The organism is Bacteriovorax sp. As-1 (assembly GCF_058446905.1).
Map to the genome: position 1 here is coordinate 1,624,213 of NZ_CP184341.1, position 25,821 is coordinate 1,650,033.

The window sequence follows — 25,821 nt, forward strand, 5'->3', positions numbered from 1 at the left end:
ATGAGCGTAAAGTACAGGATCCGCCTAAAAAACGAGCGGGTTATTGGACCTTTTTCAACTGAAGAAATCGGTGAATTATTTTTAAAGGGTCATATTGCTGGCACAGAGCTGTGCCAGCTGTTTCCTATTGGCGACTGGAAACCGCTTTCAAATTTCCAGGACCTTCATACTCTAATCAAAAAACTTGATGCAAAAAATCTTAAGGTCAACGATGAAGCGACATCGTCTGTTCCAGAAAATGCAAAAAAAGAACTGACTAAAACAGGTCTTCCTTTAAAAAAAGAAACAACTCAGGCCCAGCAAACGTTTAACGAATTTAAATTCGGCAAAGACGTAAAGATCGACGTTAACTACGCAGAGCTTGAAAGAAAATACCAGGCCATGAATCCGGACGCACCGTATGAAGACGGAATGGAAAAGACTGTTGTCATTAACAGAAAGGCCCTAGCTCCAAAAAACCAGGAACTGGAAAAGACAGTCGTTGTTCAAAGATTTGAGCCGCCAAAACCGGAAGTTAAAAAAGAAGAACCGAAAGAAAAAGTTAAACCAGTAGTTGAATTAAAAGAAGTTGTCCCAGAGCCTTCTCATAAAGAACTAGTTAACGAGAAAACGGAATTCATTAACCTGGCCCACGCTCTTCCAACAATCAATGCCCAACTTTCAGTTTCAGAAGTTGAACTTGAGAAGCAGGCAAAGATTGAAGAGAACCTTGAAAAGAAAAGACTTCGCGACCTTCAAGAGATCATGCTTCGTGAGCAGGCGGAGCAAGAAGGACTTGAAGACGATGAGGTTGAAATCGTTGAAGAGTTCTCACGAGATAAAAAAGAATTCGAGCAGCGGATTGTTGTTAAGAAAAAGAAAAGAGGACTCTCGATTGTTGCAATGCTCGCGCTCCTTGGAGTGTTTTATTTCTTTTTCATTCAGGAAGAAGAGAAACCTAAATTTACAGGACCTCTGTATTTAGAAATTAAATTCCCTATTCCTGCTCCAGTCGAAAATGTTCCGGCCGCCAATAAAGCGTTGGCACAAGCTAGGAATCTTTATTCACAAAACACTTATAAGAATCGTGCACTGGCCACCCAGTTTTACTTAAGTTCTCTGCAAAACCGCTTTAGCGGAAATGAGGCGATGGGTGAAATCATCATGACCTATGCTGAGCTTTTAGATAACACCAAAGAGAGACACTTATCTGCCAATACACTTTATAAATACATTCAGCTCTCAGAAAGAAAACTGCTGATTGATTTAAGTGCAGCAACTGGAACCGCGCTTTTTTATGGAAAGATCGGCAAGTATCAAACAGGTGTCGATATTATTAAAAACTATCTGCGTGCTAAAAGTAAGCCATCACCAAAGATGCTAGCTTATTATCTTCACCTGCTTACGAATGCGGGAGAATTAGTTGAAGCAAGACAGGCCTATGAAAGTTTAAAGAACATTCCTAAAAAGCCCTTTGAAGCTTACTACTATCTGGCGCAGTTTGATTTAAATGACGATAAGATTGGAAGTGCAAAGACAATTATTGAAGAAGGATTAAAGTTTTATCCAAACAGCGTTCTGCTTCTTCTTCAGTACGCTGATATTTTAATTAAAGAGCAATCGATTAAGAAATTTGAAGAAGTGCTGACGAAGATTAAAACTCTTGATTCGGAAAATTCGCCAGAGTTTATGGCAAGTTACTTTAAAGATATGGGTTATCTTGCTGCCTTTAAAAATCAAAACAAAGAGGCCAGCCTTTTCTTTAAAAAGTCTCTCGAGTTAAAAGAATCAGATGAGCTGCGCGCGACTTTATCTAAGCTTGAAATTGGTGGGGACTCGTTATCCCAATCGTTGATTTTAGAAAGTAAGGTGATTGGCCTTCTTAAAAAAGCAAAAGAAGAATACCGCTTAAAAAACATTGATACGGCTTTCCAGTTTACGATTGAAGCCGTTGATGCAAACCCGGATTACATTCCGGCGGTTTTATTTCAGGCAGAGCTAAATACTTATAGAGGCTTTTTTGATTCAGCGATCTTTGCCCTTCAGCGCTTGATTGGTGTTCATCATCAAAACAATCAGCTGAAAAAAGCACTGGTTGAAACTTTTATCAAGGCCTACAAGTTTGAAGATGCTGACAGCTTACTAAAAGAAATGGCCCAGACAAAATACGCACAGACAGCAGACTACGCTAATTTAATGGGGCAATACTCAGAAGCTAAACGCAATCCAATTGTTGCCATCAAATGGTATGATAAAGCTCTTTCTCACGACCCATTAAGTGATGCCAACATGTATAGAATCGCTAAGATTCTTCTTCGCAATAAGCGCTTTCCAGAAGCGAGATCGAGAATCACACGCGCCCTTCAGCTTGATCCAAAAAATGTTTATTACCATGCTTTATACGCTGAAGTTCTTTATGAGCAGGATGGAACGGATACAGCGATTGGATACTTGCGCGATATTATCGCCGAACAAGGTGAAGACCCGGTTTTAGTTGCTGCGATTACCACTGCGTACTTTAGAAGTGGTCAGTTAAAAGAGTTTCAGGCCTATTACAAAAAAGTTCAAAATATGCCAAAAAAAGATGAGGCCTTTTACGAAGTCCTTATCGCTGCCGCTAAACTTGAAGGCAGAAAAGATGAATACATCACTCACAGCCGCGATCTTCTCAAACTTAATCCAGGAAACTTAAAAGTCCGCATGGATTTAGGCGATTTGTTATTTGATGAGAAACGCTATGATGAGGCGATTTCGGAATTCAGCGAGGTCAAAGACAAGCTTGAGTCTTACCCGCGCGTTCACTATCAACTAGCGAGAGTTTATTTAGCTAAAAATGATGTGAAGAAGGCCCGCGAGATGGCGGAAAAAGAATTGGAACTCAATCCTAACCTAGATGCCGCTCATTTTATTATGGGTGAGGTCTTCCGAATCGAGAAAGACTACCGCGAGGCCATTACGAAGTACGAAAAGGCCATCAGTTTAAACCCAAAGTCAGTAGACGCTCTGGTTTCTATGGCCTCAATCAGACTGGGTCAGAACTATGCTAACGAGGCCCTGGAGCTCCTAAACCGTGCTTTGAAAGAAGATGTGAGCAATCCGGCGATCCATAAATTAATGGGTGATGCTTATCGTGCAGCGGGACAAAGAGCGTTGGCCAAAGAAAAATACGAGGATTACCTCAAATTGAACCCTGGTGCCCAAGATAAAGACCTCATTGAGTCATTAATTAGAAATCTAAGATAGATTCCCTCTTGTCTTTTTTGCACATTTCCCTTACTATAGCTTTCTAAATAAGCGGAGGATTGGCAGAGTGGTCGATTGCGGCGGTTTTGAAAACCGTTGAACCGAAAGGTTCCGCAGGTTCGAATCCTGTGTCCTCCGCCACTTTAGTTCTACGATCCCCCGAAAAATTTAGATGATACTTTTGATGGAGACGTGGGAGAGTGGTCTAATCCAGCGCCTTGCTAAGGCGTCGTACCCCGCAAGGGGTACCGTGAGTTCGAATCTCACCGTCTCCGCCACTTTGATCTTTAAAATATTTTTCCTATGCGCAGTCGTAGCTCAGCTGGATAGAGTACTTGACTACGAATCAAGTGGTCGCAGGTTCGACTCCTGCCGATTGCGCCATTTTCTAGATAACTTCTAAAATATTTTCAGCCTTACATTTTTAAAAAATCCTGTGAAGGAGTCGAACCTACGAGTTCGCTTGCCCGATCTCTTGAATTCCGTGTTTCATCTTTTTGATTGCTTCGCTTGCGGGGTAAAAATGCTGGCGCATTTTTTCGGGCAAGTGCCGATTGCGCTCATTCAAAAGAGAGGCTTTTTAGAGAGGAGCGCGCCTGGGGGGCGCGGCTCGAGGGAGAGGATTAGTCGATTGCACTGACTGGGGGGTGGCAGGGGCCTTGGAAGTGGATGGTGATTGAGGCCATCTGGGAGTTGTTACAAGAAGTTTAGCATCTGGGCTTGTTAGCTAAGTCAGGCCGAGGTCAAGAATTGTAAACTTTTTCCCAATAGTTCTGTAAATGTGGAATAATTTTTCTACTACTGGAGGGAATATGAAAGTTTTGGGATTAACTTTTCTGTTGATCATCAATTCGGCAATGGCATCAACTCATTACGATCTGAAGTTTGACCTTTTTCTTAATGGAAAACATGTAGCCTCTCCAAGAGTGATGACTAAGGAGGGAGAAATAGCCTCTATTATTCAAAAAACAAATGAAACAGAAACTTTTATTGATGTTGTGGCGACAAAAGCTACGAATATGAAAAATGCGGTGTTGATGAATTTTACCATCGGAACGATCGGCAAGAGTGGAGAAAGAACTACCCTATCAAAAGCACAAATCATTTCTAAAGAAAATAAAACAGCGACAATTACTCAGCACGAGAGTGATGGAAGAGAAAATCTATCTTTAACAGTTATAGCGAAAACAACACTTTAATTTGATGTACGCGGACAGTGTCCGCTTCTTTTACTGGCAGCTTTGTTTAAGTTGAAAGGGCCGATAATATACAAGCATGAAAACATTATTTATCTTAAGCTCTCTCCTATTTTTTACCTCATGCTCGACTTATGTTCCTGTTAAATACCGTTCAGCCGGGGAATTTGCACTAGCAAAAAACACACTCGTTAAAATCATCTATCCGGAAAAAAACAGCTTTGTTACAGGCTTAGAAAAAAGCATTGCAGAAGATGGATGGCTTAAATTGGCGAGTGCTGGCGATAAGAAATTCTATGAGCTTTCTTTTGAGGGGATTAAAAGAGATGCGAGAGAAAGTTATTCATCTACTTCTGAAAGAGATGGGAAAAAATACAGAAGTGTTTCTATGATTGTGGAAGGCTCGGGAGTATTGACTGTTAGAAGCAGTGATAAAAAAGTTGAAAGGACATTTAGCTTCTCTGGGAGTGGAGATGCTTCTTCGGAAAAAGAGATGCCTAAAGACCCGAGCTCTAAAAGTTTAAGACCAGTTTTTAATTTTATTCTAGGTCATGATGAGAAGGCCGAAGCAATAAGTTTGCAGGACACTTATGTAACCGCGGACGCGATGGAAAAATTGAACCTTAATATGGCCCGGGAAGTATTGAAGAAAATAACTCCTGAACTAAAATACGTTTCACTTAAGATTGAAGACGATGAAGATGATATGGATGCCCTTGAGAAATTTGTTGATAACAAAGAGTACGACAGCGCTTTTCATTATTTGTCGGGACTTTTAGAAAAAGGTCCACGAAGTGACATCTATTACAACCTGGGGATCATCCAGGAAGCCAGACAAAATTACACAGATAGTTGTTCGAATTATCAAAAGGCCTATGATCTTTCGCCTAAACCATCTTACTTGCAACAGAAGGCCAGCTGCTTATCCCGCCAGGGAGAATTGGCTAAAATCCAGTTACTGAATTAACGGTATCGGCTGCTGGAAAAATACCGGGAAAAAAATCCAGTATTAGTTAAGTCAAAACCTCGACAACCATAATTTAATATTAAGAATGGAATTTCTCTCATTTCTCCTTTAGTGGGGCCCGAACAGTTGGGGGTAACAAGGATGTGAGAATGAACATTTTATTAGTGGATGACGACCAGGATATTGTAGACCATATCGTGCTGGGTTTGAATGGTTTTGGATACAATGTTGACCACGTCCTTAGCGGCGAAAAAGTTCTTGAATTGATTAAAAAGAATACTTACGATCTAGTTCTTTTAGACTGGAATATGCCGGGCATGACTGGTTTAGATGTATTGGTGGAAATAAGAGAGTTATACTTGCCCTCTGAGCTTCCGGTGATTATGGTTACATCAATGAACGAAACCGAAAAAATCGTTTATGCCTTAGATCAGGGGTGCAATGATTATATTACTAAACCGATTACGATTGAAACAGTTGCAGCCAGAGTAAAAACACAAATCACTCTTAAAAGACTTCATGAACAGCAGAAAGCGAAAAACAAATTGGAAGTTATTAATGAAGTCATCACCACACTTAATCATGAAATTAATAATCCTCTATTTATCGCCTTAAATCATATTCGCAAGGCAAATAGACGTGCGGATTATACACAACTCGAAAAAGCAGAGAATGCTTTAGTGAGAATCACTAATATCGTAAAGCAGATTAGTGACTTGAATACACAGAGTAAGAAAATTTTAAAGAAAGACAAGGTCGTTCATTTTAATAAAGCGGCATAAGAAGCATAGCAATTGTCTTTTTTACTTCAGCTTTAATCGGTCTGGTTTTTATAGGCTTTAAATTTGCATTTATTTCCTCAGAGTGACTACTACCAAGGAGGAAGTATATGGTGGCAATTGCGGGCGATAGCCTATTAAATGTCTCTCAGAGTTTTTTCTCCCCAGATATTCTTCAAAAAATCAGCAAAGAAATTAATCAGCCGGTAGAACAGACACGTGTCGGGTTAAAGTCGGCCATTCCAACTCTCTTAATGGGAATCATCAACAAAGGTTCAACTAAAGAAGGAGCAGAGACTTTAGTCGATATGGCCAATCATCAGACGGCTGTTGCCGATGTCGCGACAGACCCCACAGAGATCCGCGAAGGCAACGAAGTCGTGAATAAAATTTTTGGCAATAATCTCAATGGCGTCTTGATCAAATTGGGAACGACGACGGGAATGAATGCCGCTAGTTTAAGTAAAATGCTTGGCATGGCAGCGCCAATGGTTATGGGAGCGATTAGTTCAAAAATTAAAACTGATCATATGACACCAACTGCTTTAATGAATTTTTTAGGTCAGCAGAAAAACTCGCTCATTAATTTGATTCCAGCAGGGCTTCCTGGCCTCTCTGCCTTCTCCTCTGCCCAGGTCTTACCCAAATCATCAGATAAAGATAATGTGTGGTCAAAAATCGTTTTAGGGGTCTTGCTGATTGTAGGACTTTTTTGGTGGTATAGTTCGACTCGAACTTCTACTGAGCAGACAGTGAGCGCGTCAATGCCAGCGATGCCCGCCATTGCCAGTCGTGAAAATATTCAACCCATTAACACCCTTTCAACTTTTATGAACGGAGCTTCGCCCGGTGTGGTGAAACGTTTCAAGTTTGAGAACCTAACTTTTAAAACGGGAACAATTTCCGTAAGTGCAGGGGCCAATAAGGAACTTGATCAGATTGTGACCGTTATGAAAAATCACCCTAAAGCTACTGCGCGTTTGGAAGGCTACACCGACAATGTTGGTCTACCAGCTAATAACATTGCCTTATCAAGTAAACGCGCGATGGCGGTGAGAGATGAGTTGGTCTTTAGAGGTGTGCGTTCAAGTCGAATTGAAACTGTCGGCCGTGGTGAAAGCGATCCAGTGGCAAGCAATAACTCAGCAGAAGGACGTGCAGCCAATCGCCGTATAGAATTTGTTATTCAGCTTTAAATTTACTAACCGGTTTGCATGTGTGACCCGGTTAGTGCTCTTGCAAGCAGTCGCGTATTATTCAAGATTGCTGCCCGCATTTCTTCACGCAACTTTAATTTTAAAATAATTACACAATCGCAACTTGAAATGATGAAACAAGGGCCTTAGAGTCGACTTGAGTCTTTTTGAACTTCTTGGTTTTTTGAAAACACGGGAGCATTTTATGTCACAAAAGATTTATGTCGGAAATTTACCAAATAATATTGGCAATGAAGTCCTGACTGAAAAATTTTCTAAATATGGACATGTCTGTTCTGCCAAAATCATCAAGGATAGAGAAACAAATTTATCAATGGGATTTGGCTTTGTTGAAATGGAATCGCCCGAGGAGGCAGAGAAGGCCATTATTAATTTGAATGGATCTTTTTTTAATGGACACTCAATCAGCGTTGTAGAAGCGAAAAAATCTCTTCTGCATTAATCAGCCAGCGTCGACTTCAAAGTCAAAATCTTCTTCCTCTTCATTCCATTCAGCAGTGATATGTAATGGGTGACAACAGACTTCGCAATCTACAATAAAGTCTTGTTTGTCGCCTTCTTCGCGGTAAATTTCTAAGGGGATTGTTTCAAAACAAAAGTGGCATTTTATTTCCATGCCCAAGATCGTAATCAGAAAATCAGACAAAAAAAAGGGCCATCTTTCGATGACCCTACATTTTTTTGGAATTAGTAACGGTTGTTTCTTCCGCCGCCACCGAAACCACCACGTGATCCACCACGGTTCTCGTTTGGAGTCATTGGCTTAGCTTCGCTAACAGTCATTGGACGACCTTCAAATTCTTTCCCGTGGAATTTGTTGATTGCCTCTTCAGCTTCTTCATCTGAAGACATCTCGATGAATCCGAAACCTTTGCTTCTTCCAGTTTCACGGTCTGTGATTACTTTTGAAGAATCAACTGTTCCAACTTCTTCGAACTTTTGTCTAAGAATGGCATCGTTTGTTGTGTACGGAAGATTTCCGACGTAAAGTTTTCTACCCATTATAAACCTCCTTAAGGTTGGGAGCCGCTAAAGAGAGGGCGATAAACACTGACCACTAATCTAAATGCGACGAACATTATTCTGATAGCACCCTAGCAGAGCACTTTTAATAAATCTATTACAAATCATATTACCATATAAAAATTAAGGTAATCGTGAGGATCTTAAGTTCTAAGTTTTACTTCCTTGTTTGTGTCCATGTTCCTTTTTGGGTGCAGAGTTTCTTCCTCCCCTATGGAAACGGCCGCCTTTATGTCGAGAACGATCAGGTTTTAGCGTATTTTCTGCATCGATTAATGCTTTCGCCTTACCGTGAGAAAGAAGCTTGGCACTGACAACGTTGTCCGAATGGAAAGGTTGCTCTGCGACCACCTCAATAGTCTTGCCAATAAGTTTTTCAATGGATTTTAGGAAGGCCTTTTCATCGGCATCGCAAAATGAAATAGCTTCACCACTAGCGCCAGCGCGAGCAGTTCTTCCAATTCTATGGACATAGTCTTCACTGACGTTTGGCAAATCAAAATTGATGACATGAGTGATCTCATCGATATCAATTCCGCGAGCGGCAATGTCTGTGGCAATGAGTACGCGGATTTTTCCAGTGCGGAAATTTTCAAGCGCTTTTTGTCTGGCCGTTTGTGATTTGTTTCCATGAATGGCTTCACTCAGGATGCCATTTTTGGCCAGGTATTCTGAAATTCTATTCGCGCCATGTTTGGTGCGAGAGAAAACGATTACTCGCTTCAGAGCTTTATCATCCAAGATATGTTTTAGAAGTGGGCGCTTATTTTCGCGGTCAACGTACATAACTTTTTGAGCAATAAGTTCAGCTGTTGATGAAACTGGTGTGACTTCAACCCTTGTTGGATTAACCAAGATAGAGTTAGCAAGTTTTTCAATCTCAGGCGGCATTGTTGCTGAGAAAAATAAGTTATGTCTTTTTGGTGGAAGAATTTTCAGGACTTTTTTAATGTCATGAATGAATCCCATATCAAGCATGCGATCCGCTTCATCCAAAACAAAAACTTCCAGGGCATTAAGCTTTAAAAAACCTTGGTTAATTAAATCTAATAAGCGACCTGGAGTGGCCACCAGGACATCAACCCCGTGAGCAAGTGACTTGACTTGAGGTTGTTGGCCAACACCACCAAAGATGACGGCATATTTTAATTTGAGATTTTTTCCATAAGTCACAAAACTTTCGTGAACTTGAATCGCCAACTCTCTTGTTGGAGTCAACACTAAAACTCTAGCGTGACGTGGAGTTGGTTTTTTATTGGATTCAACCAAGCGGTGAAGGATGGGAAGAGCAAAGGCAGCAGTTTTACCAGTTCCTGTCTGAGCACAACCTAACAGGTCTTTTCCCTGCAGAAGCGATGGAATTGCTTGTGCTTGTATCGGTGTCGGGGTGTTGTATCCGGCTTCACTTAAGGCTTGTTTTAAAGGGTCAATAAGATTTAGTTCTGAAAATGTCTTAGGTAGGTCTTGATTCATCTGGGGGCAACTTACATTTATTAAGTGAAAGAAGCAAACTATTTATAAAAGGCTGTAATGTATAGGTTTACTTCATCGCTAATGAACTGAGATTGCTCAGGAATATGGGCCAGGCACCTTTCCTTGAACATAGAAATAGTTTCACACTCATCTTTATGGAGTCCATAAGATTGCATCTTTCTCAGAAACCTCAGGTAGCGCTTTTGGGCCGGATGAAGCCTTTTCTTTCCATATAAATAAAAAATCAGCCAGAAAATGAGCAGGAAAAGAATCAATGTAAATGCAAAGATAAACCCAACAGGAAGATTGCCCGGAGTGAGGGCGCGAAGGACGGCCAGCTGTGTGTCGCGGTCAAAATTAAAAATCTTTGTATTAAAGCGCGAGTTCAAAGAATCAAGCCAAAGGGCCAAGTTGTTCATAGTTGCAGAATCAAAAAGGCTGCGGTCAATTTTTATATTAAAGATCGTAATGTACGGATTGAGTTTTTTATTAAACTCTTCAGTGCTCATAGTGATTCTTTCTGGGGCCACAAGCGATGTGGGGTCAACTTTCACCCAGCCTTTTTCTGCCAAATAAACTTCTACCCACGCATGGGCATCGAGCTCTTTAACGATAACGGAGTTGTCGTAGGGATTAAATTCTCCACCGAGATATCCGGTGACGATTCGAGCTGGAAGTTCTCTTAGCCGGGCAAGGTAAACAAAGGCTGCAGAAAAGTGGCTGCAATACCCATTTGATCCTTTCAGTAGGAAGTCTTCAACAGATGAGTAACTTTCGGGTGTCGTGCTGTATTGAAACCCGCGGTTCTTAAAAATGCTAATTAGCTCTTTAAGTTTTTCTTCATCAGTTGGTTGTTTTTCCTCTTCCTTGAAATAACTTTTGTAAACTTCATCTTTTCTTGGGGATTTTAGGCGCAGGCCCTTTCTCAACATAAGTGGCGAGGCATCCTGAATTCTTGTTTGGTAGTTTCCGGTTGCGATGTAAGTAAGCTCACCTCTGGAAATGGTTCTCAGCTTAAAACTTCCATCACTGTAAGAAACAAAAGGAAGATTAGCGCTTTCAACATTTGCCGTGCCATCTAGAACCGGGAGGTATTCTTTAAATCGATCAAAGACTTCCACTCGGTACTTCAGTGGAGCATTTATTAAAGTCTGTTCTGGTTTTTTAAGGTTGCTGTTGGCCGCACTCCACTCCTGCCCTGAAAGCTGCCAAAGGACGGCTGTTCTCCAGTAAAGAATTTTAAAGGGAAGCTTACTGTCTTCAAGGCCATAGGCCTTAAAGGCCTGCTCTGAAGAAAGGCTGATTGGACCGAGCTGTTTGAAATCAAAGCGAGAGCTGGCGCCAGAGATAATATATTGCATATCACTGGTGTTAATGAACCCTTGAGTGAAACGAGGAAATGTATAAAAAAACAGCAGTGAAAGAGCAATAGAAGGTGCTGCCAGAAGGATGAGTCTCTTTGGATTTAAAAGAGAGATATCGTAGTTTCTCATTTTCAAAATGTAATAGAAATAGAACATCATCTTCACAATGCCAAAAGCAAATACCAGGAAGGTTGGATTTAAAAGAAAGACCGAGCATTCGGCCAGGCAGAGAATAAGAAACATGTTGAAGTGATCGCGTTCTTCATTGAGTTCCCAAAACTTCAGTGCAGACAAAATAAGTACAAAAGAAACCCCACACTCGGTCACGAGCAATGTTTTAAAGTGCAACCTTAAAAGAAGCATTGAAAGAGCAAGCAGTATGATCTTAATCGTCGTGCGGACTGTTTGATGAGTGATAAACAGGGAAAGAATCAAACTCGCAAAAGTTATGCCCATGATATTTACGGGAACATCATCATTGAGCAGAAGCATGTTGGTGATAATAATGCCGATGGTAATGAACTTAAGCATGGTATCTCGCCAGTTCACGCAGGCATTGAGTTAAGTGTCTTGGTGAATTCTCAGGAGCAATAAGAACACTATCCCCTAGTTTCAATCCATATTTGATATTTTGTTGATGAAGATTATGAATGGAAAAACTAATAGACTTAAGAGTGTCTTCTACCGGGGTTTTATCCAGAATTAGCATGATAGGGCTAGGTATGTGCGCTTGAAATTGTCTAGTGTACCACTTATTAGTTTGGGCCAGCTTTTTCCAATCGACTCTTTTTAAAGAATCTCCAAGCACATAATCTCTTAGATAAAAATCATCACCATCTTCTTTCTTTGAATCTGTGACTTCAAGTTCCTCGTGGATGCGAAGATTGGCCCTTTCGGGAAAAATGAAAAGATCTTGATTGATATTAAAAAAGGTAAAACAACGAAAAAAGTTAAAAGGAAACAATGTTTCGATGTAAATGGACTTAATCGTATCTTGTCCTCTTTTTACACCTCTTAAAGAAGTTTTAACAACCGTTGTTTCGTTTGCTTTTATGGGGAATGTTTCTTTGAAATTATTTAATTTTACCAATGAACTTTTAAAATAGGGACGGATAAAATAATGCCCTTGAGCATTGCTCGAAGAGAAATGAAGAATGGCGTTGTTGTCTTCCCCGACATGGAAAGAAGGAAGTTGAACTGATTCGAGCTTAATTCCGGAAAGATTGAAGTGAGTGTAAAACATCGAGCCGAGAAATAAACAAAAGAGAACAAAGTTAAAGAGAAGAACATAGTTATTGGCGTAAACCAGACCAATAACTAGCAAGGTAATATTTAAAGCAATGACTTTGAGTCCATCAAAAGTTGGAATAATGTAAAGTGGATGCTTGCGACCTGAATTCGCTGCTCGGTTGTAAAAAAAGCTTCGCAGGGAACGAAACATTTTTTAGTCCACCTTGGTTGCTTTAATCAACATTTGAGCAAGCTCCAAGTCTTGATCAAAGGATTGATTTTGAAAAGGAGCAAGCCTATGAGACACAACAGATGGAAGGACGATCTGCACATCATCGGGAAGAACATAGTCTCTGCCATTAATAAGTGCCCAGGCCTTAGCCGCTTTAATGATGTCTTTTCCGGCCCTCGGGCTTAATCCCTGAAATGAATTGCTATTTCGTGATTGATCCAGAAGTCTTAGAACATAATCTAAAAGTTTGTCGCTTACTTTAACGTTTTTTACAGCCTCGTAGAGATCAGCCAAAGCAGATGAATTAATCGCGGGCTTCAGCTTGTGATAGCTTTCAGTGTGAGTATCGCTGGAAATAATCTGCTTTTCTGATTTTGCATCCGGATAACCAATTTTGATTTTCATCATAAAACGATCCAGCTGCGATTCCGGAAGATGATGAGTTCCAATTTGCGAGCGTGGGTTTTGAGTTGCGACTACAAAAAATGGATGAGGGAGATTGATGGTGTCGCCATCAAGAGTGACTTGTCTTTCTTCCATGGCCTCTAGTAAAGCACTTTGAGTTTTTGGAGTTCCACGGTTGAGTTCATCGGCGAGGATGAACTGATGAAATATCGGTCCGTGAATGAGGTTGAACTTCCCTTCTTTGGCATCAAAAATCTGAATGCCGACTAAATCAGAGGGCATAAGATCATTAGTAAACTGAATGCGGGCAAAAGAGAGATCGAGGAGTTTTGCCAGCGTTTTGGCAAATGTGGTCTTCCCCATTCCCGGAACGTCTTCAATCAGAAGGTGTCCATGTGATAGAAAACAACAAAGAGCGAGCTTCGTTTCTGTTTGTTTTCCTAAAATAGAGTGTTCGGCCGAAGCCAGGAAATCTTGGATAGCATTATTCATGTGATACTCGATTTTTTTTGAGGGCCAACTATAATGCTAATTGAAAAATAGAATTTATCAATTTAGATTGAGCAGATGGAAAACTATTTATTACCTCTGATGGGGCTTCTTACTGGATTAATTGACTCGGTCGTTGGTGGAGGTGGGCTGATTTCACTTCCGACGCTTTCAATTGCGATTTCGCCAGGCCCTCATGCTATCGGAACAAATAAAATACTTGGTACTGTTGGTGCTGCTGTTGCGCTTTTTGTCTACGCACGCAAAGGTCACTTAAAATGGAAGGAAGGGCTCGCCTTTTGTTTGGTCTGTGCCTTTGGTTCATTTTTAGGAAGTTCTCTTGCGCCGTATGCTTCAAAAGAGTTTTTCCGTTTCCTGATGATCTTTATGTGTCCGGTTATTCTTTGGATCGTGTACAACAAAGAAAAGTTTTTTAAAGAGCGTGAGAATTTTACCAAGCCTCATCCGGGTTTGTTTTTTTTTAGTGCGATTGCCAGTGGTTTTTATGACGGTTTCTTTGGGCCAGGTGGTGGAACGTTTATGTTTCTAAGCTTGTTTCTTGGAACAGGTTATCCAATGCTGACGGCGATTGCGATTTCAAAACTTGCCAATACTTTTTCTGCTGGAACAGCATTAGTGACTTATTCAATGAATGGTTTTGTTCATTGGAAAGAAGGACTCATTATGGCCACAGGAATGTCTTTTGGATCTTATATTGGAGCTAGCTATGCCACGAAGGCCGCTTCAAAGATCGTTCGTCCCATGCTCTTTTTTATTGTTGTCTTGTTAATGGTGAAATTGATTTGGTTTGAAGGCTAAAAAAACCTGCCCGAGAGAAGCCGGGCAGGTATGAAGTCAGATTACTTAAGAGATTTAAGAAGTGACTCGCTCATTTTCTTTGGAAGTGGAGCATAGTGAAGTTCGCTTGCGAACTTTTGTCCGTCTTTCAGTGCCCAACCAAGGAAAGCTCTCACTGCTTTTACTGGAGCAGAAGCAGCGTTTTCTGGAAGAAGGATGTATGTGAAAGAAGAAATTGGGTAAGCCCCTTTAGCGTCAGCATTGATGATTGACATTCTAAGGTCACCATCAAACTTCTTAACAGAAGAAGCTGCATCTGTGATTGAAGCAACAGATGGAACAATGAATTCCCCTTTTGCGTTTTTCATAGAAGCTGTGTTTAGTTGAGTGTTGATAGCGTAAGCTAATTCAGTGTATCCGATAGCTCCGTCAGTTTGAGAAACCATTGCGCTCACACCTTCGTTACCTTTCGCTCCGATACCAGCTGGCCAGTTAACGTTTTTACCAGCACCAACTTTAGTTTTAAAATCAGCTGATACTGCAGCAAGATATTCTGTGAATACAGCCGTTGTTCCTGATCCATCTGATCTTCTCACAACTAGAATGTCTGTTGCTGGAAGTTTAGCTTTTGGGTTTAGTTTTACGATAGCAGCATCGTTCCACTTAGTGATTTCACCAAGGAAGATTTTTGCCAGTGTCTCACCATCAAGGCGAAGACCAGCTTGAACGCCCTTAACATTGTAAGCAACAACAACAGCACCAAGTACAGTTGGGATATGTCTGATTGGCATTTTTGCTGATTTTAGTTCTTCGTCAGTCATTGGAGCATCAGTTGCACCGAAATCTACAGTCTGCGCCAGGACTTGTTTAATTCCTCCTCCGCTTCCGATTGATTGGTAATTGAACTCAACATCTTTGTTGATTTTTTGGTACTCAGAGAACCATTTTGAGTAAATTGGATAAGGGAATGTAGCACCCGCACCGTTAACCTTCTGAGCAGCAGAAACGTTAAGAGAAATAGTAAGCGCAAGAAACATAAGCAAATTTTTTAACACAAAAACCTCACTCGTTTTGTTAGAAACAACATTATGAGTATTTTATATGGGAATTTTGAGATTTTGTATTGTTAGGATTTGGTTAGGTGAAAATAAAAAGGGCCCGTTTCCGGGCCCCGTATGTAAGCGAAACTTAGTTAGAGACTATAGGTCAGCTTTGATACCGAAAGTAATGATGTTGTCTTTTACTTTTCCGTTAGCAGCTACATCAAACTTCTTGTTAGCGTTTGTGTAAGCTAGGTGGTAACGGAAGTTAGTGTCTGCGAATGGTTTCCACATAACACCACCAGCAATTGAGTTTTTCTTGTACTCAGAGTTTGCAGCACCTTTTACTTTATCGTTGATGTACTGAACGAATGGAGACCACTCATTGATGTTGTAAGCAACGTTAGCGAAGATTGAAGAAGTTTTTGTATCAACTCCACCATTTGTTTGTGATTCTGCTTTGAACTGCTTCCAGTCAGCATCAACGATTAGGTTCGCGATAGCTTCAGTTCTGAAACCAGCTGCCATCATTGTGTTTTTTGCAGATTTTACATCGTTATCTTGCTTAGCAGTTGTGTAAGAAAGAGTTGGTTGGAAAGCTTTGTCGAAAAGAACTGAAGAGTAGTGAATAGCGTAAGCTAGAGATGTGTTCTTCTTTTCGTTAGTTGCTGTAGCTGCAGCTGTATCTGTTAACTCAGGGTTTGGGTTAGAGATAGCAAGTGTGATTTTGTTTGTATCTAGGAAAGTGTATGTTCCAGAAACACCAAAACGGTATGTACCAATGTTTGTGTTGTATTGGTCATAAGCTGCAGAAGTGATTAATAGATCAGTTGAAGAAAGGAAAGACTCACGTCCGTAAGCTTCAGCCCAGTTTGTTTTACCAAAACGAGTTGTGAAAAGTGAGTTCTTGTGGTCTACGTAAAGGTGATCAAGACTCTTTGTAGAGTTGTCTCTTGTTGTGTTCGTAGCTTCAGTTTTGTTGAATCTGTAACGGAACTTATAAGTTAGGTTCTCGTTGATGTTACCAGTTAAGCTTAAACGGATAAGGTTTGACTGGAAGCCCATGTACTTAGTCTTTGTAGTAGTAGCACCTACTTCTGTTTTTGAAGTTGAGCTAATGAAGTCCGAACGTCCTTCAAGACCAAATTTGTAATCAAACGCGTGTGCGCTTGTTGATACTGCAGCGATTGCAGCAAGAGTTAGCATTTTTTTCATTGTTCATCCTTGTATGAGTTGTTGATAAGAAAAAATGTATGGAAGCAGTTTACTCAGACTTTATCTGCTTTGTGTATCAATTTTTTGTTAAGATTCTTTAAAAAAGTTGGAAATCACTACATAATAAAGATGTAAGAATGTTTCTTAATTTAAAGAAGAATAGAAAGTAAATGGAATCAATCGAACTTAATTTTAGATATGAAACTAAAACAATCAAGTTTTTGATGCGGTCATTTTTCTTTCTTATTCACTTGGCCATAATGACAGAAATCGTGGCCACTCCAAAATTTCGTCTCTTCATTAGATTGCTTTTTTTCTTATGGCTCGCTAAGCCTTACTACAGCACAATCAAGCATCGTTATTATACCTATTGGTCATTTTCCGCTCTGCTCTTTTTTTATCTGCTCTATAAAATCTATGAGCAGTTTTTCATTTTAGACAATGAACACATTGGTATTCTTTATCTTATTTCGACACTGATTCTTGTCTTTAAGATGTATCTTCTTTCCTCTCCTATTTACTACCCTGTTGTGAGTTGGTGGGAATATGACTTTAGATACAGAGACGATTTAAAGATCTCTATTAAGTCAGGTGAAAATGAATTTGCAGCTCGCTTAACGGATCTACGACGCCAGGCCGGATGTGTGGCCAGTTTCTCTGAGTTGAAACTTGGTGAAGAAATTGTTATCAATGCAGCACCTGATGAGGATAACGTATTACTTCGCGGAGTCGTGATGAGTAAAAGGCGTGATGTAATCGGGCGCCCTATCATCTATGGTGTTCAATTCAAGTTTGATAGTAAGAGTAATAAGAAACGCTACATTCACCTGGAACGTTTGTGGAAAAAGCAGAAAAATAATAAGCGTAAGATGAAGTTTGCTCATGTCTAAGAATACTAATGATCATTTATGGCTAATGGATGAAGCTTTGAAAGAAGCTCATAAAGCTTATCGTGAAGACGAAGTCCCTATAGGGGCAGTGATTGTTGATTCAGAGGGCACGATCATTTCGCGAGCTCACAACCAAAAAGAGAAAGTGAATAATCCATGCGGGCACGCAGAGATCCTGGCGATTACAGAAGCTGCAAAAAAATTAAACAATTGGCGTTTATTAAACTGCTCGATTTATGTCACACTTGAACCTTGTCCTATGTGCTTGAGTGCCCTTGTTCAAGCGCGTATCAGTCATCTCTATTTTGGAGCCTATGATACAAAAGGTGGGGCCTTGAGTTTGAATTATAACTTTTATAAAGATCAAAAACTTAATCACAGCTTTCCGGTGATGGGTGGTCTTCGTCATTTCGAGTGCTCAAAACTTCTTTCGACTTTTTTTAAAGAGAAGCGCACTAGTTACAAATTTTAGAATTATTTTCCAAACAACATTGTCAGTCCGCTAATCAGGATGAAAAAGCTCACAATTTTTTCAAATTGCTTCTGATTGATTTTTGAGAGGATTCTTTTTCCAATAAAAGACCCTAAAAAAGCTGCGATCATCATCAGGGGAATGTAGAACCATTGTGACCAATCCATAAAACCATTGCTGATATATAAAATTGCTCTAAGTAAATCACCACCGAAATCAATAAAGGCAGACAAGGCAACGAAGGTGTCTTTGGAAATGGCCATGTTACTTAAAACAATTCCTCGAATCGCCCCCCCTGTGCCGATGAGGCCGGTTAAAAATCCCGAAAGCCCTAAAAGTGAGAAGGATGTTTTTGTAGAAAATGGTTTGGTGATTTCTTTTGAAAAGAATTTAAAGGTAGCAAAAATAACGAGAAATAGACCGAGGGCCTTTTCCAACCATGAGCTGGAGAAATAGATGGCCATTGTCGCACCAATTCCAGTCAACGCAATAGATGGAAGAGCGTAGCGGATAAAACTTTTTAAGTTGATCTCCCTCTTAAAAAGATAAAGTTTAGAGATGTTTCCAAAGCAGTGGAGTATTGATGTGATGGCCAGAACTAGTTTTAAACTTTCAAAAAAAGTGGCAAGCGGAACAAAAAATGTCGATGAACCAAAACCACTTATAGTGCCAAGAATTTCCGAGACAAAAGCACTAAAAGCAATAATCCAGTCGTGTGTTTCCATATTAACTTAGTATTTTTTTAACTTGTGCTAATGAGTGGGCTTCGAATGTTGGCTTTAAGTCAGATATATTTGGTTCTTTATGTTGGTTAAACCAAAGTGAATCAATCCCAAAATTGATAGCGCCAACGATATCTGCATCAAAACGATCGCCGATAATAATTGTTGAATCCTTGGCAAAATTCTTAGACCTGTTGGCCGCAAATTCAAAAAAACGAACATCTGGTTTTGCAAATCCGCACTCTTCAGACACGGCAATAAAGTCGATGTAGTCTTTTAAATCAGAGTTTTTAATTCTCTCTCTTTGAGTGTACTCAATGCCATTGGTGATGATTCCTACTTCACCGAATTGTTTAACATGCTTTAAAACGTCGACGGCACCATCGATTAAAACAACGTGCTTGGGAAGTTGTTCAAGGTAAAACTCCGACATGTCATGTGGAGGAATTTTAATTTTATGAATATCAAGAGTTCTTTTGAAGCGTTCAACCTTTAAGAAATCTTTATCAACTTCACCTCTTTCAAGTTGTTTCCACAAAAGATTGTTTTCTGTTTTGTACGTTTTATGAGTCTCTTCCAAAAGATCTTTTACTCCGAAGTGAATAAATGTCTGAGTAAAACACAATTTTTCTGAAGCTTGAAAATCAAGAAGTGTGTCGTCGAGATCAAAGAGAAAAAGATTGTATTTCATGAGAGAAAACTCCAACTACAAAAAAGTGCCTAATGGCATGAACATCATATTTCATTGACAGGAAAATGTCTGCCCTCATAATGATTATGCCATAAAAACTTAACCCTGAGGAGTTTATGAAGAAGATTATTTGTTTATTATCTCTTGCTCTACTTGCATCGTGTGCAACGAAAAAAGTTGTGACTGCAGAAAAATCACTAACAGGCTTCGATGCTGTTTTAAGTGGGTATAACTACCCTTTTCCTGTAAGTTCTTATGCCTTAGAAACACAAGGACAGAAATTACAGATGAGTTATATGGATATCAAACCGGGCACTGAGGTGAAAAAAACCGTGGTGATGTTTCATGGGAAAAACTTCGGTGGGTTTTACTTTGAGCCAATCGTAAAGGAACTGGTTAGTAAGGGATTTCGCGTTATCGTTCCTGATCAAATCGGTTTTGGAAAATCATCAAAGCCAGAACATTTTCAGTATTCCTTCCAATTGCTAGCACGCTTAACAGATGATCTCTTAAAACAATTAGGCGCGCAGGAATTCACTCTTGTTGGTCACTCAATGGGGGGAATGCTGGCGACAAGATACGCTCTGATGTATCCAGAAAAAGTGAAAAAACTTGTGCTCGTTAACCCAATTGGACTTGAAGATTACAAATTGCTAGCTCCATACAAGACAGTGGATGAACTTTATGCTGGCGAACTAAAAAATAACGAAGACAAGATCCGCGATTATCAAAAAGCAGCCTACTACGATGGAAACTGGAAAACGGAATATGAACCGATGATTGTTCCGGCGGTTGGTTGGACCAAGGGACCAGACCATGCACTTGTGGCAAGAAATGCGGCCCTGACTGCAGAATTAATTTATACACAGCCCGTAGTATATGAATTCAAAAAACTGAAGATGAAAACGACTTTAATCAATGGCGATAGAGATAAAACGGCCATTGGGAAAGCATGGGCGTCACCAGAAATCCAGAAAATTATGGGTAACTATCCGAAGCTTGGGCCAGAAGTGGCTAAAATGATTCCACAAGGAAAGCTCATTTCGATGAAAGGCCTTGGACATGTGCCATTCGTCGAGGATTTTTCTGGCTTCATGAAACTCTTTGTTCCGGAGTTATAGCCTTGACACAAGGCCCGTTAATTTACTAAGATGCCCTCGGTAGTTAGGGGGCAGCAAAGGTACGATCGGTCAACCCCGCCAGGCCCGGAAGGGAGCAACGGTAGCTGTTTCTGCTTTGTGCTGTTTTCCTAGCTACTTCTTGTAATTCCATTTACTAATTCCGCTAAATTTAATACCTTTTAATCTGGAAAAAATTCTTTCGATTTCCAAGCAATTTTAAGGAATAAAATGTCATACCAAGTTTTGGCCAGGAAATGGCGTCCTAAAAAATTTCAAGATGTGATCGGACAATCGCACGTTACCCGCTCGCTTCAAAACGCTATTGCTAAAAATAAAATCGGCCATGCTTACATGATGGTTGGAACTCGGGGTGTTGGTAAAACATCTGTGGCGAGAATTTTTGCTAAAGCAATCCGTTGTGAAACTATCACGGCCGACATCAATGCCTGCGGGACTTGCCCTGCTTGTTTAGATTTTGATACAGAAACATCGATGAACGTGATTGAAATCGATGGAGCTTCAAATAACAGTGTTGATAATATCCGCGATCTGATCAGCAACGTTCACTATCTTCCGACTTCAGGTCGTTTTAAAGTTTACATCATCGATGAAGTGCATATGCTTTCGACAAATGCCTTCAATGCTCTTTTAAAAACCCTGGAAGAACCACCGGCCCATGTTGTGTTTATTTTTGCCACAACTGAAGCGCAGAAACTTTTAGGGACTGTTCTTTCTCGCTGTCAGCGTTTTGATTTTAGAAATGTTTCAGTTGAGACCTTGGCAAATCACGTAAAAGAAATTTCTAAGATTGAAGGAATTAAGTTTGAACAAGAAGAACTCATTCAGCAATTAGCCGTTCTTGGTAGAGGGTCTGTGCGCGACACACTTTCTCTTTTGGATCAGGTGCTGACGTTCTCAGAAGACAATTTTATTAAAGAAGAAACACTGACAACATCTCTTGGTGTGGCCGGCCCAAAAGCCATCAGTGGAATTATTGAAGCGATTTATACAGGAAACACGGAAGAGTTGAGCGGCGTGTATGGAAGACTGTTAAACGAAAACGTTCCGGCCAAAAATATTGCCAGCTCACTTTTAGATGAACTCTTTATCAATTTAAAAAAGAAAGGCTCATTAAGCGAAGCAGAGTTAATCTGGATTTACGAAACAGTCGCCAGAGAGACAACGTGGATTTTCAATTCTATTTCTCCGGAAAAAGCATTTGAAGTTTTAATGTACAAAGTGGCCTTGAGAAGAAGCTTCTTTAACCAAAAGATTGCCGGTTCTCAAAATGCAGCAACGACAACTCAATCAGCACCAGCTCAAACAATAAAAACAGAATCTGCTCCAGCGCCAGTAGCACCGGTTCAAGAAGAAGCACCAAAAGAAATGAGTGTCGCTCAAAAACTTGAAAACTTGATGTCGGAAATCGCTAGCGAAAGAGATGCTGTGATTGCTCCAGCTAATGTTGAACCAAAAAAAGAAACTCCAGTAGCAGCACCTGTTCAGGAAGCAAAAGCTGTTGGGAAAAAAGATTTAACGTGGGAAGGATTTTTAAATGATCTTTCTTCGCGCTCACCTGCTTCAGCTTCAAACCTGGAGCAAGGAAATACTCTAAACCCTCTTCGCCTGGAAAATGGTTATTTAAATATCGAACTTGGTTTTGGTTTTTCCGGCCAGGTGTTTATGGATTATTTGAATGAGCCGGAAGTGTTCCAGAAAGTATTAAACTACTTAAGTGAATACTTTGAAGTGGATAAAAACAATATCAAGCTTGAGCTGGTACAAGTGACTCAAAAAGAGGACTTCGTCACTCAGGCAGAAATCAGAGAACAAAAAGCACAAATGACAATGCAGGATCGCGTGGAAGAGTTTAAGAACAATCCGCTTTTAAAAGAAGCAGAGAAAATCTTCAATGCGAAAGTTGATAAAGTCGTTTTGGATAATTCAAAGAAGTAATTTTTTCAAGGAGTCGAATATGAAAGGAATGCAAAACTTAATGAAACAAGCTCAACAAATGCAGCAAAAAATGGCTACATTACAAAAAGAGCTTGAGTCTCGCGAACTAGAAACTTCTTCTGGAGGTGGGATGATTAAAATCAAAATCACAGGTAAACAACAAATCGTTTCTATTTCAATCAACAAAGAATGCGTAGACCCTAACGATGTCGCTGGTCTTGAAGAACTGGTAAAAACAGCTGTTAACCAGTCAATCAAAGAATCACAAGACATGGTATCGGCAGCAATGTCAAAAGTTACTGGTGGAATCAATATCCCAGGAATGTTCTAATCTATGGAATTACCAGAAAAACTTTTAAAGGTTGTAAGACAGTTTTCTCGCCTTCCAGGTGTTGGCGAGAAGACGGCCCTGCGCCAGTCGCTGATAATGACAAAATGGAACAAGGAAGACCTGGTTCATTTTGCTGAGGCGGTAAAAGCACTTGCTGAACTAAACCATTGTGAAAAGTGCGGGATGTTCTGTGATGATAAGCTTTGCAAGATCTGTCTGGATTATGGCAGAAGCCATTCAAAAACACTTTGTGTTGTTGAGTCGGTGACTGACTGTCTGGCCATTGAGCGAAGCGGGCACTTTAAAGGTAAATTTCATATTCTCTTTGGTGTCTTAAACCCACTTCTGGGTATTGGACCTGATGAGCTTAAGCTGGATCAATTCATCGAGCGCGTGAAAAACGAAGAAATCGAAGAAGTGATTTTAGCAGTGAACCCTTCGGTTGAAGGGGATGCAACTTGTGCTTACATTAAACAAATGCTGCCGGATAGTGTTCGTGTTGATCGTATTGGCTTTGGGATTCCAATGGGCGGAAGCCTGGAGTTCGTCGATGCCCTGACGATTACTAAAGCGCTTGAAAACCGCAGGCATTTATAAGTTGGATGATGATGACAAATAGAACGAGCAAAATTCCAAAGTATGTACAGGCTTTTTTTGAATCGTGCGAGATCGATGAAAAGATCAATCGCTTTTCATTTTTTATGATTAGAGCTGATGGTGTGGTCCTTTATCACAACAACAATCTGGCCAACTCACTTTCAAAGTCTTCTATTGGAGCTTTGTTAAGTGGTGTGTGGCAGGCCTCAAAGGCACTGTCAGAATTCATTCCTAAAGAAGAAGCAAAAGAAGGATACAGACTGAGTTTTGATACATCTTCACAGGGTATCTATATCGTACCAATTTCTACTGATATGGAAGAGCTGTATTTAGGTCTGATTTATCACGATGAAGTGAACCCAGGTTTCATTAAAAATAAAATGAGAGAGATGGCGGCAAGTTTCAGTGAATTCTTAAACCAAGAGTTGAAAGATCACCGTGCTACTCAAGAAAAAACAAACAAAGCATTTGATAAGAGCGAGTACCTGTTTGGCGATATTTCCGATGCGGAAATGGACAGATTATTTGCGTTCATTAAAAATTAAGGTAAGGCCATGTCTTTTGTAAATTATGTAAACAAAGAAGTTAACTGCAAGATTGTCTATTACGGGCCGGGGCTTGGTGGAAAGACGACAAACATCCAGTATGTTTATCAAAAAACCAGCGGCGATAGTAAGGGCAATATCATTTCACTTAATACAGAAAACGAAAGAACGCTTTTCTTTGATTTCCTTCCCCTGGATTTAGGCGAGATTCGCGGTTTTAAAACGCGCTTTCACCTTTACACTGTTCCGGGACAGGTTTTCTATGAGGCCTCAAGAAAGTTGATTTTAAGAGGTGTAGACGGAGTTGTTTTCGTGGCCGACTCACAAGTTGAGCGCATGGAAGCCAACATTGAATCACTTAAATCCCTGGAAAAAAACCTGACAGATCAAGGTTACGATATCACTAAAATCCCATTGGTCATGCAGTGGAATAAAAGAGACCTTCCGAATACTACAGCGATTAAAGACCTGCACAATGCTCTTAATAAATGGGGCGTGCCAGAGTTTGAAGCTGTTGCAGTTAAAGGAAATGGCGTCTTTGATACACTGAAGATGATTTCGAAATTAGTTCTAATGAATCTTAAAGGTGGATTAGAGTAAGTTTTTATAATCGAGGTATATCAGGTGAGCTTTCATCAGCGCTTCCTGGTCGTAAAAGCTTGAACGGCTTCCCACTAAGTGGTGGCCTTCAAGAACTCCAAGATTGTGTCCGTTGAAGTAAAACGGGAACTGAGCATTTTCTACATCAACAATTCCATCATTTGATTTTTGGCTTCTAAAAATGGCCTTTGTTAGCATCATCCACACATGGCTTTGATGCCACTTCGACTCGAAGGCAATGGCCGTATAAAAGAGTCTTGAAGGCAGCTGTTTGTGATTTTTCTTAAACCAGCTTTCTCTGAAATTTTTTGAAAGCGATTTTTGAAGTTCGCTGGCAATCAGGTTGACGTCTTTACCTAAAACTTTCTTGGAAACATTCTCAGGGACTTTTCCGATTGTATTGGCAAGCTTTAGCAGTTTGTTATTAATGTGATCGCTTCCCATAATCGGAGTGGCGATAAAAGAAACACCAATGATGTTTTCTGAAAGTTTGTCGCCTTTTGATCTTAGATAATGAAGAGTGTCTACACCACCCTTTGAAAAACAAAAGAACCATAAACGCTCATTTGGATTGGTCTCAATGTATTCTTCGATTTGTTTTTTTAGGGCAAGAGAGTTCTCACGAGCACCTTTTCTTCCATCGACAACCGGAGCGATATGTTTAATGTCGTATTGATCTAAAAGAGTTTCAGCTCCACGTTTGAAAGCAGGAGTTGAAAAGATTTCATTGAAAACACCTGAGACCAACACAATGGTGACTTTCACTTCAGGCACCTTAAGTGAAGTGCGGTAATCGTTAACCAAATGGGAGTGGGCCAGTTCATGGTAGATCGTCTGGAAAACTTCACTGTCTGTTGCATCGACCGAGCGCTTGTTGGTTACACAAGAGATGATCTCCTGGGCCCTCTCGCTATTGAGGTTGAGGTTTTCCATAGAGCTGATATCGAAATAAGACTTTAAAACAGTGAAGGCCGAACGAGACAGCCAGATGCTGGAATTTGTAATCGAAAGAAGCGTTTTAAGGACGTCTTTTTTGTCCTTAAGCTTAACCAATCTCTGAAGGTTAAAGATAATTTCTTCAGTGCTGGTGTGCTTAGCGTAGCTAAGAATGTCCTTTCTCTTCTTGATGCGAGATCTATAGTGAGAAAAAGACTTTGATAATACGTGAATGGCACTCATTTCTTTTTACATTTCCTAGGGGAAAATAACAGTGTAAGATCATCCCATAAAAATTTAAAAATCGTCA

26 protein-coding genes, 3 tRNA genes and 1 other RNA gene are annotated in these 25,821 nt (G+C 40.2%); 19 read left to right on the top strand and 11 right to left on the bottom strand.

The window, feature by feature from the left end; translation table 11 throughout:
* From ACN20O_RS08275 to ACN20O_RS08315, 9 genes are all read left to right on the top strand, one after another.
* Complete coding sequence (locus ACN20O_RS08275) at positions 1-3,222, top strand: tetratricopeptide repeat protein (protein WP_491638924.1); 3,222 nt, start codon at positions 1-3, stop codon at positions 3,220-3,222.
* Positions 3,223-3,275: 53 nt separating this feature from the next.
* Positions 3,276-3,363: transfer RNA gene (locus ACN20O_RS08280), tRNA-Ser, on the top strand.
* A gap of 45 nt (positions 3,364-3,408) precedes the next feature.
* Positions 3,409-3,500 (top strand) — tRNA-Ser (locus ACN20O_RS08285).
* A 29-nt stretch (positions 3,501-3,529) separates the two neighbouring features.
* Positions 3,530-3,606 (top strand) — tRNA-Arg (locus ACN20O_RS08290).
* Positions 3,607-4,034: 428 nt separating this feature from the next.
* Entirely contained in the window at positions 4,035-4,421 is a 387-nt protein-coding gene (locus tag ACN20O_RS08295) for a hypothetical protein (protein ID WP_491638926.1), read from the top strand.
* A 76-nt stretch (positions 4,422-4,497) separates the two neighbouring features.
* Positions 4,498-5,385: a tetratricopeptide repeat protein gene (locus ACN20O_RS08300; protein ID WP_491638928.1), complete on the top strand. Its 888-nt coding sequence runs from the start codon at positions 4,498-4,500 to the stop codon at positions 5,383-5,385.
* A 149-nt stretch (positions 5,386-5,534) separates the two neighbouring features.
* On the top strand, positions 5,535-6,167 hold the full coding sequence (locus ACN20O_RS08305) for a response regulator transcription factor (protein WP_491638930.1): 633 nt from the start codon (positions 5,535-5,537) through the stop codon (positions 6,165-6,167).
* Between the two features lie 107 nt (positions 6,168-6,274).
* Positions 6,275-7,360: an OmpA family protein gene (locus tag ACN20O_RS08310; protein WP_491638932.1), complete on the top strand. Its 1,086-nt coding sequence runs from the start codon at positions 6,275-6,277 to the stop codon at positions 7,358-7,360.
* Positions 7,361-7,565: 205 nt separating this feature from the next.
* Positions 7,566-7,823 (top strand): RNA recognition motif domain-containing protein, encoded by a 258-nt coding sequence (locus ACN20O_RS08315; protein WP_491638934.1) that lies wholly within the window; start codon positions 7,566-7,568, stop codon positions 7,821-7,823.
* Here ACN20O_RS08315 and ACN20O_RS08320 read toward each other — a convergent pair whose 3' ends face one another.
* The 6 genes from ACN20O_RS08320 to ACN20O_RS08345 all read right to left on the bottom strand — a co-directional run bounded on the left by ACN20O_RS08320 (position 7,824) and on the right by ACN20O_RS08345 (position 13,600).
* Positions 7,824-7,997 carry a zinc ribbon domain-containing protein gene (locus ACN20O_RS08320; protein ID WP_491638936.1) on the bottom strand — a complete coding sequence of 58 codons (174 nt, stop codon included), beginning with the start codon at positions 7,995-7,997 and terminating at the stop codon, positions 7,824-7,826.
* A 71-nt stretch (positions 7,998-8,068) separates the two neighbouring features.
* Complete coding sequence (rbp, locus tag ACN20O_RS08325) at positions 8,069-8,383, bottom strand: RNA-binding regulator (protein ID WP_102241852.1); 315 nt, start codon at positions 8,381-8,383, stop codon at positions 8,069-8,071.
* A gap of 171 nt (positions 8,384-8,554) precedes the next feature.
* Positions 8,555-9,877 carry a DEAD/DEAH box helicase gene (locus tag ACN20O_RS08330; RefSeq protein WP_491638938.1) on the bottom strand — a complete coding sequence of 441 codons (1,323 nt, stop codon included), beginning with the start codon at positions 9,875-9,877 and terminating at the stop codon, positions 8,555-8,557.
* 38 nt (positions 9,878-9,915) lie between these two features.
* The gene (locus tag ACN20O_RS08335) at positions 9,916-11,772 is read right to left on the bottom strand and encodes a transglutaminase TgpA family protein (RefSeq protein ID WP_491638940.1); all 1,857 of its coding nucleotides are present in this window, start codon (positions 11,770-11,772) and stop codon (positions 9,916-9,918) included.
* The gene (locus tag ACN20O_RS08340; RefSeq protein ID WP_491638942.1) at positions 11,765-12,682 is read right to left on the bottom strand and encodes a DUF58 domain-containing protein; all 918 of its coding nucleotides are present in this window, start codon (positions 12,680-12,682) and stop codon (positions 11,765-11,767) included. The genes ACN20O_RS08335 and ACN20O_RS08340 overlap by 8 nt, the downstream gene beginning before the upstream one ends.
* Before the next feature lie 3 nt (positions 12,683-12,685).
* Complete coding sequence (locus tag ACN20O_RS08345; RefSeq protein WP_491638944.1) at positions 12,686-13,600, bottom strand: AAA family ATPase; 915 nt, start codon at positions 13,598-13,600, stop codon at positions 12,686-12,688.
* 75 nt (positions 13,601-13,675) lie between these two features.
* Here ACN20O_RS08345 and ACN20O_RS08350 point away from each other — a divergent pair, with 75 nt between their 5' ends.
* Positions 13,676-14,416, top strand: coding sequence for a sulfite exporter TauE/SafE family protein (locus ACN20O_RS08350; RefSeq protein ID WP_491638946.1), 741 nt, complete (start codon positions 13,676-13,678; stop codon positions 14,414-14,416).
* A gap of 41 nt (positions 14,417-14,457) precedes the next feature.
* Here the strand turns inward: ACN20O_RS08350 and pstS are convergent, their stop codons facing one another.
* Positions 14,458-15,450 (bottom strand): phosphate ABC transporter substrate-binding protein PstS, encoded by a 993-nt coding sequence (gene pstS, locus ACN20O_RS08355; RefSeq protein ID WP_491638948.1) that lies wholly within the window; start codon positions 15,448-15,450, stop codon positions 14,458-14,460.
* A 144-nt stretch (positions 15,451-15,594) separates the two neighbouring features.
* On the bottom strand, positions 15,595-16,650 hold the full coding sequence (locus ACN20O_RS08360; RefSeq protein WP_491638950.1) for a porin: 1,056 nt from the start codon (positions 16,648-16,650) through the stop codon (positions 15,595-15,597).
* A gap of 260 nt (positions 16,651-16,910) precedes the next feature.
* Here ACN20O_RS08360 and ACN20O_RS08365 point away from each other — a divergent pair, with 260 nt between their 5' ends.
* Both ACN20O_RS08365 and ACN20O_RS08370 read left to right on the top strand, forming a co-directional pair.
* Positions 16,911-17,540 (top strand): hypothetical protein, encoded by a 630-nt coding sequence (locus ACN20O_RS08365; RefSeq protein ID WP_491638952.1) that lies wholly within the window; start codon positions 16,911-16,913, stop codon positions 17,538-17,540.
* The gene (locus ACN20O_RS08370) at positions 17,533-18,012 is read left to right on the top strand and encodes a nucleoside deaminase (RefSeq protein ID WP_491638954.1); all 480 of its coding nucleotides are present in this window, start codon (positions 17,533-17,535) and stop codon (positions 18,010-18,012) included. Before ACN20O_RS08365 ends, ACN20O_RS08370 begins: the two co-directional genes overlap by 8 nt.
* A 2-nt stretch (positions 18,013-18,014) precedes the next feature.
* Here ACN20O_RS08370 and ACN20O_RS08375 read toward each other — a convergent pair whose 3' ends face one another.
* Entirely contained in the window at positions 18,015-18,737 is a 723-nt protein-coding gene (locus ACN20O_RS08375; RefSeq protein ID WP_491638956.1) for a sulfite exporter TauE/SafE family protein, read from the bottom strand.
* Between the two features lies 1 nt (position 18,738).
* Positions 18,739-19,425 carry a YjjG family noncanonical pyrimidine nucleotidase gene (locus tag ACN20O_RS08380; protein ID WP_491638958.1) on the bottom strand — a complete coding sequence of 229 codons (687 nt, stop codon included), beginning with the start codon at positions 19,423-19,425 and terminating at the stop codon, positions 18,739-18,741.
* Positions 19,426-19,541: 116 nt separating this feature from the next.
* Here ACN20O_RS08380 and ACN20O_RS08385 point away from each other — a divergent pair, with 116 nt between their 5' ends.
* The 7 genes from ACN20O_RS08385 (at position 19,542) to ACN20O_RS08415 (ending at position 24,575) form a co-directional block, all read left to right on the top strand.
* Entirely contained in the window at positions 19,542-20,546 is a 1,005-nt protein-coding gene (locus ACN20O_RS08385; protein WP_491638960.1) for an alpha/beta fold hydrolase, read from the top strand.
* A 41-nt stretch (positions 20,547-20,587) separates the two neighbouring features.
* Positions 20,588-20,683, top strand: an RNA gene (gene ffs, locus ACN20O_RS08390) — signal recognition particle sRNA small type.
* A gap of 91 nt (positions 20,684-20,774) precedes the next feature.
* A complete protein-coding gene (dnaX, locus tag ACN20O_RS08395; protein ID WP_491638962.1) occupies positions 20,775-22,502 on the top strand; it encodes a DNA polymerase III subunit gamma/tau in 1,728 nt (575 codons plus the stop codon).
* 19 nt (positions 22,503-22,521) lie between these two features.
* The gene (locus ACN20O_RS08400) at positions 22,522-22,833 is read left to right on the top strand and encodes a YbaB/EbfC family nucleoid-associated protein (RefSeq protein ID WP_491638964.1); all 312 of its coding nucleotides are present in this window, start codon (positions 22,522-22,524) and stop codon (positions 22,831-22,833) included.
* Positions 22,834-22,836: 3 nt separating this feature from the next.
* Positions 22,837-23,430 carry a recombination mediator RecR gene (gene recR, locus ACN20O_RS08405; RefSeq protein WP_491638966.1) on the top strand — a complete coding sequence of 198 codons (594 nt, stop codon included), beginning with the start codon at positions 22,837-22,839 and terminating at the stop codon, positions 23,428-23,430.
* Positions 23,431-23,438: 8 nt separating this feature from the next.
* Positions 23,439-23,975: a roadblock/LC7 domain-containing protein gene (locus ACN20O_RS08410; protein ID WP_185903069.1), complete on the top strand. Its 537-nt coding sequence runs from the start codon at positions 23,439-23,441 to the stop codon at positions 23,973-23,975.
* 9 nt (positions 23,976-23,984) lie between these two features.
* On the top strand, positions 23,985-24,575 hold the full coding sequence (locus tag ACN20O_RS08415; protein WP_102241869.1) for a GTP-binding protein: 591 nt from the start codon (positions 23,985-23,987) through the stop codon (positions 24,573-24,575).
* On the opposite strand, the gene ACN20O_RS08420 is transcribed toward ACN20O_RS08415, so the two are convergent.
* Complete coding sequence (locus ACN20O_RS08420) at positions 24,567-25,754, bottom strand: hypothetical protein (protein ID WP_491638969.1); 1,188 nt, start codon at positions 25,752-25,754, stop codon at positions 24,567-24,569. The two genes, ACN20O_RS08415 and ACN20O_RS08420, sit on opposite strands and share 9 nt — an antisense overlap.
* Positions 25,755-25,821 lie beyond the last annotated feature (67 nt).

Coding starts and splice junctions, on each gene's coding strand:
- ACN20O_RS08360 (WP_491638950.1), bottom strand. CDS start 16,650: ATGAAAAAAATGCTAACTCTTGCTGCAATCGCTGCAGTATCAACAAGC.
- ACN20O_RS08415 (WP_102241869.1), top strand. CDS start 23,985: ATGTCTTTTGTAAATTATGTAAACAAAGAAGTTAACTGCAAGATTGTC.
- ACN20O_RS08410 (WP_185903069.1), top strand. CDS start 23,439: ATGATGACAAATAGAACGAGCAAAATTCCAAAGTATGTACAGGCTTTT.
- ACN20O_RS08365 (WP_491638952.1), top strand. CDS start 16,911: ATGACAGAAATCGTGGCCACTCCAAAATTTCGTCTCTTCATTAGATTG.
- ACN20O_RS08400 (WP_491638964.1), top strand. CDS start 22,522: ATGAAAGGAATGCAAAACTTAATGAAACAAGCTCAACAAATGCAGCAA.
- ACN20O_RS08350 (WP_491638946.1), top strand. CDS start 13,676: ATGGAAAACTATTTATTACCTCTGATGGGGCTTCTTACTGGATTAATT.
- ACN20O_RS08310 (WP_491638932.1), top strand. CDS start 6,275: ATGGTGGCAATTGCGGGCGATAGCCTATTAAATGTCTCTCAGAGTTTT.
- recR (WP_491638966.1), top strand. CDS start 22,837: ATGGAATTACCAGAAAAACTTTTAAAGGTTGTAAGACAGTTTTCTCGC.
- ACN20O_RS08275 (WP_491638924.1), top strand. CDS start 1: ATGAGCGTAAAGTACAGGATCCGCCTAAAAAACGAGCGGGTTATTGGA.
- ACN20O_RS08315 (WP_491638934.1), top strand. CDS start 7,566: ATGTCACAAAAGATTTATGTCGGAAATTTACCAAATAATATTGGCAAT.
- ACN20O_RS08345 (WP_491638944.1), bottom strand. CDS start 13,600: ATGAATAATGCTATCCAAGATTTCCTGGCTTCGGCCGAACACTCTATT.
- dnaX (WP_491638962.1), top strand. CDS start 20,775: ATGTCATACCAAGTTTTGGCCAGGAAATGGCGTCCTAAAAAATTTCAA.
- ACN20O_RS08305 (WP_491638930.1), top strand. CDS start 5,535: ATGAACATTTTATTAGTGGATGACGACCAGGATATTGTAGACCATATC.
- ACN20O_RS08335 (WP_491638940.1), bottom strand. CDS start 11,772: ATGCTTAAGTTCATTACCATCGGCATTATTATCACCAACATGCTTCTG.
- rbp (WP_102241852.1), bottom strand. CDS start 8,383: ATGGGTAGAAAACTTTACGTCGGAAATCTTCCGTACACAACAAACGAT.
- ACN20O_RS08375 (WP_491638956.1), bottom strand. CDS start 18,737: ATGGAAACACACGACTGGATTATTGCTTTTAGTGCTTTTGTCTCGGAA.
- ACN20O_RS08295 (WP_491638926.1), top strand. CDS start 4,035: ATGAAAGTTTTGGGATTAACTTTTCTGTTGATCATCAATTCGGCAATG.
- ACN20O_RS08420 (WP_491638969.1), bottom strand. CDS start 25,754: ATGAGTGCCATTCACGTATTATCAAAGTCTTTTTCTCACTATAGATCT.
- ACN20O_RS08385 (WP_491638960.1), top strand. CDS start 19,542: ATGAAGAAGATTATTTGTTTATTATCTCTTGCTCTACTTGCATCGTGT.
- ACN20O_RS08340 (WP_491638942.1), bottom strand. CDS start 12,682: ATGTTTCGTTCCCTGCGAAGCTTTTTTTACAACCGAGCAGCGAATTCA.
- ACN20O_RS08300 (WP_491638928.1), top strand. CDS start 4,498: ATGAAAACATTATTTATCTTAAGCTCTCTCCTATTTTTTACCTCATGC.
- ACN20O_RS08330 (WP_491638938.1), bottom strand. CDS start 9,877: ATGAATCAAGACCTACCTAAGACATTTTCAGAACTAAATCTTATTGAC.
- ACN20O_RS08380 (WP_491638958.1), bottom strand. CDS start 19,425: ATGAAATACAATCTTTTTCTCTTTGATCTCGACGACACACTTCTTGAT.
- ACN20O_RS08370 (WP_491638954.1), top strand. CDS start 17,533: ATGTCTAAGAATACTAATGATCATTTATGGCTAATGGATGAAGCTTTG.
- ACN20O_RS08320 (WP_491638936.1), bottom strand. CDS start 7,997: ATGGAAATAAAATGCCACTTTTGTTTTGAAACAATCCCCTTAGAAATT.